The sequence below is a fragment of the Paenibacillus sp. tmac-D7 genome (assembly GCF_006519665.1).
Classification (GTDB): Bacteria; Bacillota; Bacilli; order Paenibacillales; family NBRC-103111; genus Paenibacillus_G; species Paenibacillus_G validus.
Window position 1 is genome coordinate 140,544 of sequence record NZ_VIDW01000003.1, and the last position, 14,002, is coordinate 154,545.

At 49.9% G+C, this 14,002-nt stretch carries 14 protein-coding genes and 1 riboswitch; all 14 genes read left to right on the forward strand.

The window, feature by feature from the left end; all coding sequences use genetic code 11:
* Positions 1–146: 146 nt before the first annotated feature.
* The 14 genes from FKP33_RS03410 (at position 147) to FKP33_RS03475 (ending at position 13,998) form a co-directional block, all read left to right on the forward strand.
* Complete coding sequence (locus FKP33_RS03410) at positions 147–1,751, forward strand: LytS/YhcK type 5TM receptor domain-containing protein (RefSeq protein WP_127604399.1); 1,605 nt, start codon at positions 147–149, stop codon at positions 1,749–1,751.
* 7 nt (positions 1,752–1,758) lie between these two features.
* Positions 1,759–2,502 (forward strand): LytR/AlgR family response regulator transcription factor, encoded by a 744-nt coding sequence (locus FKP33_RS03415; RefSeq protein ID WP_054795830.1) that lies wholly within the window; start codon positions 1,759–1,761, stop codon positions 2,500–2,502.
* A gap of 184 nt (positions 2,503–2,686) precedes the next feature.
* Entirely contained in the window at positions 2,687–4,747 is a 2,061-nt protein-coding gene (locus tag FKP33_RS03420) for a carbon starvation CstA family protein (protein WP_141333928.1), read from the forward strand.
* A 4-nt stretch (positions 4,748–4,751) separates the two neighbouring features.
* On the forward strand, positions 4,752–4,946 hold the full coding sequence (locus tag FKP33_RS03425; protein ID WP_054795831.1) for a CstA-like transporter-associated (seleno)protein: 195 nt from the start codon (positions 4,752–4,754) through the stop codon (positions 4,944–4,946).
* Positions 4,947–5,182: 236 nt separating this feature from the next.
* A riboswitch (cyclic di-GMP riboswitch) is annotated at positions 5,183–5,267 on the forward strand.
* A gap of 78 nt (positions 5,268–5,345) precedes the next feature.
* Positions 5,346–5,930, forward strand: coding sequence for a GTP cyclohydrolase I FolE (gene folE, locus FKP33_RS03430; protein ID WP_174817546.1), 585 nt, complete (start codon positions 5,346–5,348; stop codon positions 5,928–5,930).
* 16 nt (positions 5,931–5,946) lie between these two features.
* Complete coding sequence (locus FKP33_RS03435) at positions 5,947–6,762, forward strand: 6-carboxytetrahydropterin synthase (RefSeq protein ID WP_127604395.1); 816 nt, start codon at positions 5,947–5,949, stop codon at positions 6,760–6,762.
* Position 6,763: 1 nt separating this feature from the next.
* A complete protein-coding gene (locus FKP33_RS03440) occupies positions 6,764–7,483 on the forward strand; it encodes an SDR family oxidoreductase (RefSeq protein ID WP_127604393.1) in 720 nt (239 codons plus the stop codon).
* Between the two features lie 158 nt (positions 7,484–7,641).
* Positions 7,642–8,433 (forward strand): ATP-binding protein, encoded by a 792-nt coding sequence (locus FKP33_RS03445; protein ID WP_127604391.1) that lies wholly within the window; start codon positions 7,642–7,644, stop codon positions 8,431–8,433.
* Positions 8,434–8,449: 16 nt separating this feature from the next.
* Complete coding sequence (locus tag FKP33_RS03450; protein ID WP_141333929.1) at positions 8,450–9,496, forward strand: alpha/beta hydrolase; 1,047 nt, start codon at positions 8,450–8,452, stop codon at positions 9,494–9,496.
* Between the two features lies 1 nt (position 9,497).
* The gene (locus tag FKP33_RS03455; RefSeq protein WP_141333930.1) at positions 9,498–9,740 is read left to right on the forward strand and encodes an acyl carrier protein; all 243 of its coding nucleotides are present in this window, start codon (positions 9,498–9,500) and stop codon (positions 9,738–9,740) included.
* On the forward strand, positions 9,737–11,179 hold the full coding sequence (locus FKP33_RS03460; RefSeq protein WP_181410030.1) for a class I adenylate-forming enzyme family protein: 1,443 nt from the start codon (positions 9,737–9,739) through the stop codon (positions 11,177–11,179). The genes FKP33_RS03455 and FKP33_RS03460 overlap by 4 nt, the downstream gene beginning before the upstream one ends.
* Before the next feature lie 19 nt (positions 11,180–11,198).
* A complete protein-coding gene (locus tag FKP33_RS03465; RefSeq protein ID WP_141333932.1) occupies positions 11,199–12,788 on the forward strand; it encodes a methyl-accepting chemotaxis protein in 1,590 nt (529 codons plus the stop codon).
* Positions 12,789–12,839: 51 nt separating this feature from the next.
* Entirely contained in the window at positions 12,840–13,151 is a 312-nt protein-coding gene (locus FKP33_RS03470; RefSeq protein ID WP_164751697.1) for an STAS domain-containing protein, read from the forward strand.
* 4 nt (positions 13,152–13,155) lie between these two features.
* A complete protein-coding gene (locus tag FKP33_RS03475) occupies positions 13,156–13,998 on the forward strand; it encodes a PP2C family protein-serine/threonine phosphatase (protein ID WP_127604379.1) in 843 nt (280 codons plus the stop codon).
* The last annotated feature ends 4 nt before the right edge of the window (positions 13,999–14,002 follow it).

The window sequence follows — 14,002 nt, forward strand, 5'->3', positions numbered from 1 at the left end:
TGCTGCGGCTATCTGACCAGCCTTTTTTTGCTTTGCGGTGCACGAATGTCGACAGCTGACCGTTCACTGGAAACGAAATTGTACTGCAAGTGCGGTTCATATCTGCTAGGATAACGTTAAAAGGGTACGCAGGGGGGCATGAAGCGATGCTGCAGCTATTCGTCGATATGATCGAGCGGGTCGGCTTTCTGATAGCGCTCGCATTTGCCTTTTCCCGCAGCCGCTGGATGCGCAGCTATATGAGCTATCAAGGGGACAAGACGTATCAATGGCGGTTTCTTGTTTTTTTCACCGCCTATGCGGTTATCGGAACGTACTCTGGTGTGACCGTCTCCAATTATACGTATCAACCGGCCCCGTGGATCGGCGAGGTTTCCCCGACAGCGGCCATTGCCAATTCCCGGACCGTGGGCGTTGTCATTGCCGGCTTGCTTGGAGGGGTGAAGAGCGGACTGATCGTCGGTATCGCTGCCGGCGTGCATCGTTACAGCCTGGGCGGATTCGTAGCCGTCGCCTGTATGGTTGCTCCTATCCTTCAAGGCGTGTTGGCGGGGCTTTGCCGCAATGCGTTCAAGAGGCGCTTCCGCAAGGTAGCGTCGGTCCAGCTCGCCTTCGTCGTCGGATTCATGGCCGAATCGCTGCAGATGGGGCTCATTTTATTGCTGGCTAAGCCCTGGGAAGAAGCGGTCGGCTTGGTATCGCTCATCGGATTTCCGCAAACGTTCGCTAACAGCGTCGGGGTTGCGCTTTATTTTGTGCTGTACAACACGATGGAGCGGGAAGAGGACCGTATCGGCGCGGAGCATGCCCACCGAGCGCTGCAAATCGCCGATATGACGATGCCGCTCTGGCGGCTGGAGTTCGAGAAGGCGGTTCAGGAAATCGCCAAGGTGTTGAATGAAGAGACGAAAGCGGTTGGCGCGTTTTTCACCAAGAACGGTTCAGATTGGGTGATGGAAGGAAGAAAGACGAAGTTTTGTATCGACCTGTTCGTTGGCATTCCCAATCAGCGGCCGATCGGACAGTTCCGGTTGTATTTTGAACGGGAGCAGGATGACAATCCATCCCGCCGGCGTATGCTGACTTCCCTGGCCGGACTATTGTCCCAGCAGTATGCGTTTGTCGAATCGGAGAGGCAGGCCCAGCTTCTTGCGGAAGCCGAGATTCGCTCGCTGCAGGCCCAGATGAATCCGCATTTTCTGTTTAACGCGCTGAACACGGTCAAATCGTTCATTCGCACCAAACCGGAAGAGGCGCGTCAGATGGTGATGCATTTGTCGAAATTTTTACGCAAAAATATGAGCAACGGCAACCAAAGAATGGTTACGATTCGCGACGAATATGAATTGGTAATGTCCTATCTGAGTCTGATTAAAGCGCGTCTCGGGGATCAGCTGGAGTTTTACGCCGATATTGACGAACGCGTACTGGATCATCACATTCCTCCGTTTACGATTCAGCCTCTCGTCGAGAACGCTATCGTGCATGGGATCAAGGGCATCGAGAGGACCGGCGTGATCCGGCTCATCGTGAAGGAGGAGCCGGAAAGCGGCGAGAGGCATGCGCGAATTACGGTCGAGGATAACGGAGTAGGCTTGACCTTCATCCGGGAGGACGGGCAGGAAGATCATACAGGCATGGCTTTGCGTAATATCGAACAGCGTCTGAGCTATCATTACGGGAAAGTGCGGCCGCTTGAAATCGAGAGCAGTCCGGGGGAAGGAACGAAAATTACTTTTTGGGTGAGGTGAGGGATCCATGGGCTGGAATATCGTAATTGCCGATGATGAAGCACCGGCAAGGGAAGAGCTTGTATATTTGTTGGAGCAGCTCGCTGACGTGGACCGGGTGACTCAGGCGAACAGCGGCATGGATGCGATTAAGAAAGTGAAGGAACAAGCCCCGGATGTCCTGTTCCTCGACATGGACATGCCGGACTTGAACGGGCTTCAAGTGGCGGAAATCGTCGGCGAGCTGAATTCGCAGGTGAAGATCGTCTTCTCCACCGCCTATGACCAATATGCCGTCGATGCGTTCAAGGTGCGGGCTTTTCACTATATGCTCAAGCCATTCGACGAAGATGATTTGGACAGCGTCTTCCGGGAGCTGCGCAAAACGCGGACGGGAACGGGGACGAAAGCCCCAGCCATCCCGCCGGCCGGAAATTCGTGCGTCAAGCTGGCGCTCGAAATGGAAGAAGGCATTAAGTATGTGTCCCCGAAGGACATCATCTATATTAGCAAGGAGGGCAAGTATGTCCAGGTTCATATTCGCGATAAAGCCTATCACGTTACGTACACGTTGGTAGAGCTGGAACAGAAGCTGGAGCCGTTCGGTTTCTTCCGCTGCCATAAGAGCTATCTCGTCAATCTGGCCGCCATCGCCGAGCTGAAAACGTGGGTCAACGGGGCCTACAATCTGCTGATGGACGATGAGGCGCGAAGCACGATACCCGTCAGCCGCAATTATGTGAAAGCGCTGCGTTTGAAACTTGAAATTTAACATCATAGATGACAAATTCGGCATGATGCGCTTCAGGCGTATCGCGAAGACTCCAGACGATTTATACTATTTGCAAGCGCTCTCAAAATAAACCGGTTGGAGGAATGCAAGACGTACAGCCAGCTTGGGCCTGGTTCGTACGGACTGTGTTCGCGCGACAATAACGCTTACGAGGAGTGGGATCATGAAAAACAAATGGGTTTCGTACGGGGTTTGGGGGCTGATCGCGGCGTTAGGCGCGCTAGGGTTCGCGATGCTCGCGCTTGCGAACGGCGAGAAAATTTCGGCGGCCTGGCTCATCATAGCCGCAATCTGCACTTATGCTTTTGGTTACCGTTTCTATAGCCGGTTCATTGCCAGGAAGATCTACGAATTAAACGACAACCGGGCAACGCCGGCCCATGTGCATAACGATTCCAAGGACTACGTCCCGACGAATAAATACGTGCTCTTCGGCCATCACTTTGCGGCGATCGCCGGAGCCGGTCCGCTGGTCGGTCCGATTTTGGCCGCACAAATGGGGTATTTGCCGAGCATTCTGTGGATTATTATCGGAGCTGTACTTGCGGGCTGCGTGCAGGACTTCGTCACGCTTGTCGGATCCATGCGGCGGGACGGGAAGTCGCTCGGTCAGATGGCGAAAGACGAAGTCGGCCGATTCGGCGGCACGTTAGCTTCTATTGCAACGCTGGCGATCCTCATTATCATCGTCGCCGTACTTGGACTCGTCGTCGTGAAAGCGTTGGCGGAGTCTCCATGGGGAATGTTTACGATCGCCATGACGATGCCGATCGCCATCTTCATGGGCTTCTACATGCGATTTATTCGACCGGGGAAAGTCATTGAGGGCTCCATTATCGGTTTTGTTCTATTGATGATCGTATTATGGGCAGGACAATTTGTTGCCGCCAATCCGGTGCTGGCGAAGATGTTCACCTTCACCGCGCCGCAGATCGCCCTGATGATGGTCGTATATGGCCTGATCGCTTCGATTTTGCCGGTGTGGGTACTGCTTGCACCCCGAGATTATTTAAGCTCTTTCTTGAAAATCGGCGTCATCATTTTACTGGCGGGCGGTATTTTGGTGACATTGCCGGAGCTGCAAATGCCGGCTGTGACCAAGTTTATCGATGGGACCGGTCCCGTATTCTCCGGCAATTTATTCCCGTTCTTGTTCATTACCATAGCATGCGGCGCCGTTTCCGGCTTTCATTCCCTGATTTCTTCCGGGACGACACCAAAGCTGATCGAAAGAGAAAGTCATGCGCCCTTCATCGGATATGCCGGTATGGCCGCGGAATCCTTCGTCGCCGTCATGGCCTTGATCGCCGCGTGCGCCTTGGAGCCCGGCATTTACTTCGCTATGAACTCGTCGCCGGCCGTTATTGGAACCGATCCCGCTGCCGTCGCCGCCAAAATTTCATCCTGGGGCTTCACGCTGACACCGGAACAAATTACGAACACAGCCAAAGAAATCGGTGAAAACACCATTCTCTCCAGAACGGGCGGGGCGCCGACGCTTGCCGTCGGCATGGCGGAAATCTTTTCAACGTTCCTGGCCGGGGCCAAGGCATTCTGGTACCATTTCGCGATTTTGTTCGAAGCGGTCTTTATTTTAACGGCTGTGGATGCGGGCACACGGGTAGGACGCTTTATGCTTCAGGATTTGATCGGCAACTTCTACAAGCCGTTTGCTCAAACGAAAGTGTTCAAGTATAATTTCCTGGCTTCGTTTATTGTTTGCTTGGCCTGGGGCTACTTCTTGTATCAAGGAGCCATCGATCCGTTCGGCGGCATCAATTCGTTGTGGGCGCTGTTCGGGATTGCGAACCAAATGTTGGCTGCCATCGCTCTCGCCGTCGCGGCGACGATTATGATCAAAATGGGCAAGGCCCGCTACGCTTGGGTAGGAATCGTGCCGTTCGTGTTCCTCGCGGTAACGACATTAACGGCCGGTTTCCAAAAAACGTTCTCCTCTCAGGCAAGCATCGGCTTTTTGGCGGCTGCGAAGAAATACCAGGACGGGATCGATCAGGGGCAAGTCATCGCGCCTGCCAAAAATATGGACGTCATGCATCAGATTGTGACGAACAACTATATCGATGCAGGCCTCACGATCTTCTTCGAGATTGTGGTGATCCTGATGATTATTGAATCTTTACGCGTCTGGTACAAAATTTTGATCCAAAAACAAAAACCGGTATTAAAAGAAGCGCCGTTTGTCAAATCTACTTTTGGAGCCTGATGCCATGAGAACGATAACGAGCTTTGCCAGCAAGGCCAAAGCGACAATCAAGGTCATTTTCAGTATTCCGGACTATGAGAAATACTTGAAGCATCAGCAAGAGCGCCATCCGCATGAAACCCCTTTGACGGAGAAGGAGTTCTATATGCTGTCGCTTCACGAGCGTTATGAAAGCGGTAAGATCAATCGCTGCTGCTAACAAGGAGAGACGGAGTAAGGCGGGTGCATGCAGCCCGTCTTGCCCCGTCTCTTCGTTTATGCAACCTGTGCGGCTTCATCCGGCTTTGGCATCAAATGTCGAAAAAATGCGCGATATTATCACGTATTTTTCGACTTTATTCTCATATAGCGTCGAATAATGTCGTTATATCAAAGATTTCAATAAAGAAATCATTGCTTATCTAGGTATAATAGACTATACTTGGCTTATATTCTTAACGATAATGGCAAACTCATCGAAAGGTGGGGACGCAAAGCTTCGGGTCTAAGGCGGTAACGCTATGACGGCTGGGCCGCCGAATTAGGGACGGATCTGTATATACGAATCCAGTTCTATTCGGACTGGATTTTTTGTTGTTTCTAAGGAGGGAAATACTAGATGACCATACGATCAAATACCAATTTGGCAAGTAAAGATGCTCTTGAAGACAGCATTCGAACGATTCTCGAGCAAATAGGGGAAAATCCGGACCGGGAAGGTCTGCTGGATACACCGAAACGAGTCGCGAAAATGTACCGGGAAGTGTTCTCAGGTGTGGGGGTGAATCCGGAATCGGCGCTGACGACAACGTTCGAAGAGGAGTACGACGGGATCATCACCGTAAAGGATATGACTTATTACACCTTCTGCGAGCATCATCTGATCCCGTTCTATGGAAAGGCGCACATCGGATATATTCCGGATGGGAGAATCGTCGGCTTAAGCAAATTTGCCAGATTGGTAGAGCTGGTCTCGCAGCGTCCGCAGGTGCAAGAGCGCATGACGCAGCAAGTTGCGAGTGCCGTATTGAATGTGCTGAAGCCGAAGGGTGTCATCGTAACCGTGGAGGGAACTCACTTATGCATGTGCGCGCGGGGCGTGAAAAAACCGGGAACGTCTACGGTGACAACGGTGAAGAAGGGGATATTTGCCGACAACGTCTCGCTCTGTGAAGAGTTTGACCGTTCCATATCCAGAGCCTAGGAAGGGGGAAACGGCAATGCTTTATTTATCGAGAAGAATCGATTTTTCGGCAACTCACGTTTATCGGGTTCCCCAGTGGAGCGAAGAGGAAAACCTCCGGGTCTTCGGGCGCTGCAGCAACTCCAGCGGCCATGGGCACGATTACAAGCTGGAAGTGATGGTCAAGGGACGATTGAATGAAAAATCCGGGATTGTTGTCAATACAACGGATATTAAACAAATCGTGAGTTCATTTGTGGAAGAGGAGCTCGACGGGAAGTTTTTGGACCGTGAACATTCCTATTTTCAGCATCGCATACCGACTACGGAAAATGTAGTTGAGTACATCTGGAATTCGCTGGAACAGCGGTTTCAAGATTGCGAATTGCACCGGATTCAATTACATGAAAACCACTATTTAAGTTCGGTAAAGGAGGCGGGATGCTTGATACGACTTACACGCAAATATCACTTTTGCGCTGCGCACCGATTACATAGCGTGCATTTGTCGCCGGAGGAGAATAAGAAATTGTTCGGCAAATGCAACAATCCGCATGGGCACGGACATAATTATTACCTTGATGTCACCGTCGAAGGCGAGCCGGATCCGGTAACGGGCATGATCATGAATTTGGCGGATTTGGATGCCATTGTGGAAAGAGAAGTGCTCGATAAGCTGGATCATAAGCATCTGAACCTGGATACGGCTGAATTTAAAGAGTTGAATCCGACATCCGAGGTCGTAGCGCTCGTGATCTACAACATGCTGCGACCGCATCTTCCCAAGCTCCGAAAAGTCGGACTGTGGGAAACGGAAAAAAATTATTTCGAGTATTGCGGACCGGGTGAATGAGATGATTGACTTTCTGCAGCTCCAAGGAAAAACCGTTGCAATTACCGGGGCGTCCCGCGGGATCGGCAAAGAAACGGCATTATTGCTCAGTCAATTGGGAGCGAATCTTGTGCTGGGAGCAAGACATGAAGCCGAATTAAAGCAGGCAGCCTCTCAGATGAATGCGAATACGCTAGCCGTACCTTTGGACGTAACGAATGAAGAAAGCGTTAGCCGATTTGCCGAAGAGGCGATATCGCGGTTCGGCACCATTGATGCACTCATCAACAGTGCGGGCACAGGGGTGTTCGAATCGGTGTTGACGATGTCCAGTGACGATTTCGATCGAATGATCGCCGTTAATTTGAAAGGTACGTTCCTCGCCTGCCAATATTTCGGAAGGCATATGGTTGAAAACCGTGCCGGTAAAATGATTAACGTCGTATCTGTCGCCGGCACGACGGCACTGCCCGGCTGCGGCGGTTACTCCGCTTCGAAATTCGGGGTACTGGGATTAACGAGAGTATTGCAAGCGGAATTGAGGAATAAAGGCATACAGGTAACGGCCGTATTGCCCGGCGCGGTAGCGACTCCATTCTGGGACCGGATGGAACTGAAGCCGGATGCATCCGACATGATTCCCGTTCAATCGTTAGCCAAGCATTTGGTGTATCTCTTATGTCAACCAGAAGGTTCGGTCGTTGATGAAATGACGGTTATGCCTCCGCTCGGGATTTTGTAAAGGGGGAAGTGTCGATTGTGAAATCCATATTTCCTAAATTTTTTGGGAATTTTCATGCAGGAGCTCTAAATGCGCGGGCCCCTCTACCTTCCCCCTTATCAGGCGATAATATCCATGATCATCAACGGCGCGCCTTGATTGGATGGATTGCCAATCGTATGAGTCAACATCTGAATAGGGGTAAAGGGGAATCGGGATTTCTGATCTACCTGTCCTTCACTGCAGCGGAGAACGAACCTCAACCTAAGAACGATGAGGGCCGGTATTTATTATCACTGGCTGCTCGTTTGGTGGAAATGGTGGAGAAGCAGGAGGATGTTTATCTGAAAATAAAGGAAATGCATCTTTCGGATCGGCATCATCGCTGCTTCTTGAAGACTTATGAAGAAATTAAACAAGATCTAACCCAATATATCCCTTCCGCTCCTACAATCGAGCCGGTCGGCCATCCCGAAGAGGATGAAGTATGGCAGGTGTACCGCGACGTGATGTATGCCATCACGCAGCGAAAGTTTCTGCTGATCCGCAAACATGAGGTGGAGCCATACAAGGCAGGCAAGCTATTGTGCACAGCCCCGGTTATCGAACGATCGGACATTCCGAAAGCCAGGGAGCTCGCCAAACAAAGTCTGATCGGTATTGGGATCCCGCAGACCGCGATCATGAGCCATCTCCTTGTTATTTCTGAGGCGATTACGAATATTCTCAAGCATGCTCGCGAAGGAAAGATGACCATGTTTATAACCGACGCTGCCATCCATCTCCTCGTGGAAGATCAAGGGCCGGGCTTTCCGTTAAAGCATCTTCCGAATGCTGCGCTCATGGCGGGTTATTCGACAAAAAAATCACTCGGCCAAGGATTCACGCTCATGATGAAAATGACGGAACGGGTGCTGCTTTCCACGATTCCCGGTGAAGGGTCCTCCCTGATCCTCATATTTAATCGTTAAGGGAGAGTACGAAGCTATGATACCGGATGACCCGACTGTAAAGGGCACCATTCAAAAAACATTGATGACCTGCCTTCTTTTTGAAGGCTTTTGGGACCGCTGGATTGCCCATGGCATTCGAAGAGAAGACGTCGCTGGCTTTCAGCGACGGTTAACAAGCGCCGAAGCTTGGAACGGGATTTTGCAGAAATGCGCGGAGGATTTTGCGAAGCAAGCGATCTTCCTTCAGGCTCAGCAGGACAGGAAGGAAGCGGAGGAACATTTCCGCATGGCCGGCTTGTACTATAACCTGCTGCAGTGGCTGTACCCCACAGGGGATGAGAAGCGAAAGTGGTTTGCACGCTGCAAGGAGCTCTTTCAACGGGCGGATAGGCTTTCCGAGGATCAGATCCTGGAGGCCGTCATCGACGTCGACGGTAACGATTGCTTCGGCAGAATCCGTGTGCCTGAACGGAAGCAGGGCATCATGGTCATCGTCAATCCCATTGATTCCTCCAAAGAAGAACTGTTCACCTACGAGACGGATTTCGCAAAGCTGGGTTTCGTTACGGTCAGCTTTGACGGGCCAGGGCAGGGGGAAACTTATGTACGCACGTCATTCAAGGCCACCCGTCTTCATTGGGAAAAGTTTATGAATCAAGTCATTGACTACGCATCGAACCAATACCCGGGGCTGCCTCTCGCTTTATTCGGAACCAGCTCAGGCGGCGCTTGGGCCATCGAAGGAAGCGCCCATCCGAAAGTGGGCAAAGCGATCTCGGTAAGTCCTGCTTGTGCAAGTGGTGTGAGGATGCCGGATTATTTCATGGAGCGTATGGCTTATATCCTCGATGATTCCGCACAAAGCCTGCTGCCGAAGCTGGATAACTTCGATAATTTCAGCCCGATTCTCCTGTTTCATGGAAATAAGGACGTGATGGTCAAGGATACAGATATTTACGAGCTGTATCAGAAGCTTCCGGCGGGAAAACAACTTATCGAATATGAAAATGAAGGCCACTGCTGCAACTTTAAATTACGCGAGATTAGGAAGATTTCGGCCGAGTGGTCTTTAGGAGGTTAACATGATGGACTTCAAGCAATTTTGCCAGCTGCTCTCCGAGCTGACGCACGTTCCGCACGAGAAGATCAACGAAAGCTCATCCTTTCGCGATGATCTGGGAATCGACTCTCTCCAGATGGTCAATGTATACATTCAATTATCGCAAAGATTTGCAATCGGCTTGGAGCAATGGATCGGTTCGGCAGATATTACGACTGTCGGCGGCGTATACCGCGCAATGACAAGAGGAGGCGTACAATCATGACATTAGCTCAGAAGGTTTTTCACTATCCGGATGCGGACAAGGTCGTATTAACGACATTCTCCGGCCATTATACGAGCCGGGATATCCAGGTCGAGATGGACCGGTATATCTCGTTATTGCGTCCGCTGGAATTAAAGGGTAAAAAAGTAGGACTGCTGGTCCCTGCTATCCCTTCTTATGCAGCTCTTGTCCTTGCCATCAATGAACTGGGCGGTACGATTATCCCGTTAAGCTGGCAATTTCGCAAGGAGGATTTGTCCGCCGTTCTTCAATTTCTTGATCCCCATGTCGTATTTTCCATAAACACGCACAATGGCTTTCCTTTTGCAGAGGTCATGGAGGCTTGGGCGATTGGATCCGGGAAGGAAACTTTGCTGTATACGTCGGACGACTGCAAGGAATGGAAATCTAAAGCTATAGCGGGTGCAGAGAGAGCGCTTGAGCAAGACAAAATCGACTTTATATGCTGCTCCTCGGGAAGCACAGGAACGCCCAAAGGGATGGTTGTCGGCATTCATGCGTTTGATTTCTCGTTTCAATTGCTGAAGGATTTTAACGAATTGAAACCGACGGATGTCGTGTTTTTGAACGCGCCTCCCAACTCGGTGTTTGGCATTGCTTCCTTACTGACCGGTATTCGCTCGGGCGTGCGCATCGTATTTCCGGATAACTTTGAACTGCCCCGTATGATTACACTGATGCAGGAGACGGCCTGCAACAAGGTTGTGAGTACGCCGTCCATTTTTAAAGCGATATATACGTTCGGCCAATCCTTGAACCCGGACGTATTTAAGAAGATCGAGTTCGTCGGCTTGACCGGCGAAATGATGACGGAAGATTACGTGAAGCAATTTGATCTGATGCAGCAATGCAAGTTTGTCGGACAGTATGGCAGCTCGGAGCTTGGAGGCGCGATGCTGTGCGATCTTCGTCAACAATTGGAGTTTACGGTTTATGACGGCGTGCAGTATAAAGTCAAGGAAGACGAATTGCTCCTGAAATCGCCCGCTGCGTTTAGCGGCTATTATCAAAATCCGCAGTTAACCGAACAATGTTTTGATGAGGAAGGATGGTTTTACACCGGCGATCTTGTACGCTTGAATGAGAAGAACAAGCTCGAGTTCATCGGACGCAAGAAGGAGTTGATTAAGAAGGGCGGGCAGCAGGTCATCCCGGGCGAGGTAGAGAAAGTGCTGTCTCAGCATGCAGGCGTGAAGCAGGCTGTTGTGATCGGGGCTCCGCATCCCGTATTCGGCGAGCAAATCGTAGCCTTTGTCGTTCCTCAGGATGATCTGCGCACCGATGATTTATATGCGTTCTGCCGTGCAAAAATTGCAGGCTATAAAGTTCCCGACCGGATTGTAGCTATTGCGGAAATTCCCGTAGCCCAAGGCAAAGTCGACAAAATTACGCTGAGAACGATGGTTGCTAAGCAATAGCGAAGGAGGAGTGCTACCCATGAGTAAATCAACGGCAAGCCAAACCTTGCGCTGGCAGTTCATCCGCAGGATGCTCATTATGATGATAACCATTGCGTTGATCTCCGGTACGTTTCAATACTTTATTTTGCGTGAACAGATCAATGAAAATGTCATGAATGAGGCTTTGATGATCGGCAACAGCATAGAGCACGGCATCAAAGAAACGGATCTTGCCTCCAAATCGATCGAACAACAAATCGACTATAAATTAGAATCCATTTCCGCGCGGATTGCCGATCACTTGCAAGGAAAGTCCCTTGATCATATTACCGATCAGGATCTGATCCGCTTGCGCGATCAGTTTCAAATTGCCGGGATTACCCTTTTTGCAAGAAAAGGGGATGACATCGTAGGGGTTAAATCCTCGGACCCGAAGGAGATCGGGTTTAGTTTCAAAAGCATCATGCAGGAAGCCTTTCTGGCCTTAGACCATTTGCTGCAAGGGAAAAAGCCGGAAGGCAACGGTATCGTCAGTTATGTGAACCAGAATATCATTAATCTTTATATCGCTCAATCCGGCTCGCATGACGATAAACCGAGATTTTTCAAATATGCTTATTACCACCAGCCGGGGACGGATTATGTGATCAATCCGTATATTGAAGCGAATGAAGTGTATCAATTCACGCAAGAGGTCGGCCCGGATTCGTGGATTAAGAAGGTGTTGAGCGAGAACAAATATGCGAAGGAAATTGCGGTGCTGGACCCGCGCGTATTTGAGGACCCGAGCCTGGCTGAGAAAATGTACCCTCCTTTGAAAAAGATTGTCTATGGAACCTATAACGATCAGACTCAGGAAGACGAGCAGATTCTCGTGCAGATGGACAAGAGCGCTCAACGGGTATCTTATGTGCAAAAGTTCAATGGCGAAAAATTGTATAAAATGTTTATCCCGTTTGATGAGGGCCGAGTGATTTATATTTCGCTCGATTACGAAACAATGAGCGCGCCTTTGTATCGCCAATCCCTCATTTTGATTATTTTCGGCTTACTTTCTCTCGTAGCGCTCTTTATACTTACTGCCAACTTCTTTAATAGCATTTACCGTAACATTCAAAAGATCATCATTCAAATCAAACAGCTCGAAGCGGGAGATTTGACGGCGAAAAGTCAAATTCTGGACGGGGGAGAACTCGGCGAGCTATCCGACTCAACCAATACGATGGTCGACACGTTACACCAGTTGTTGACCGATACTCGCGAGAAAGCGACGCAAGCACAAAAGCTGTCCGTTCTCTTAGAAACGGATGCAAACGAGTCTCTCGAAAAAGCGTTCACGATGTCCATGGAAGCGACCGCCGAATCCAGGGATACCGTTGAAGAAATTTATTACTTTTTGGATCAGCTCGAGAAGCATCTGGTTCAGCAGTTAGACGATCCGGGCGCCAAAGTCATTATGGACAAACTGGATGAAATGCGACAATTGGCTAATCACCGGACAAACAATACAACCGAGATTACGATTGCCCTTTCCGATCTGTTCAAAGCTTTGCATGAACAATCCAGTGAACTGTCCGATCTTTCCCATTCCCTTCTGGATGATCTTGCAAAGTTTAAGCTTCAATAAATAATTCCGGCGATGGGCGGCTTACCAAACGAACAGCTAGGAGGAATGATCGTGAGATTGGAAATGAAGCAGCACATACAAGGATCTACGTTGCGCGTAGAAATCATCGGTCTCATGGATTATTCGACCATTGACGACTTTGAACTCGGCATTCCCGATAACGTAACGAAGATCATAGTTGATTTGGCCGGTTTGGATTTTATTGATTCTACGGGGATCGGTGCGTTTCTATCCATGATCTATGATGCGAGCGAACGTGGAAGTACGGTTGAATTCGTAAGTATGAATAACGTTATTACCGAATTGTTCGACACCATAGGCATATTTCGAATCATGGAGTCTTTGCAAAAAGGGGGACAGTAAGTTGATGTTCCGAAAAGTACTGCTCCAAACCAACAGTGAGGTTGGTTCCACTACAGAAATGAATAAAACGCTGCAGCGAGAGATCCAAATGGCTCGTAATATTCAAACCAAGCTATTGAATGGGGAGAAGCCTGATCTGACGAACGGCGAAGTATCGGGGGTTTCCTTCCCTGCAAGGTTGATTGGCGGTGATTATTATGATTTTTATCCGCTTTCTAACGGGAAGGTCCGAATTATAATCGGAGATGTGATGGGCAAGGGAATCCCTGCCGCCATGCTTATGATTCTTACTCGCGGAGCCTTCCGAAGCGCTGCAGAAGCCACGAAGGGACCCGGTGAGACGCTTACCGCGATGAATAATGCCTTGTACCGGGACTTAAGAGTGCTCAAGTCCTTCGTCACGGTGTTTTGTGCAGATTGGGAACCGGATACCGGCGTTTTTGTTTATGCCAATGCAGGACATAACCTTCCGGTGATCGTTAGGGCGGAGGTTGGCGTCGTGCAGCCTCATGACTTGAACGGCGTCATGCTTGGCGGATTACCCGGACAGGTTTACAAAGAGAAAGAAATGCAGCTTGAGGATGAGGATCTTGTTTTCTTCTATACGGACGGGATCGTGGAATCCCAGAATAGTAAGGGCGAGATGTTTAAATTGGACAGACTGGTTCGAATTCTTGAACAACATGGGCATAAAAGTGCGGCTGAAATCGAGACGATTGTTGTTGATCATATCAACCTCTTTACGGAAGGCTTGCCCCAAAAGGACGATATTACCATGGTCGTGCTCAAGGCAGGCAAGGAACAGACGGAAATCACAAGCTTTAACTCCCCAATCGTATGTACATAAGGAG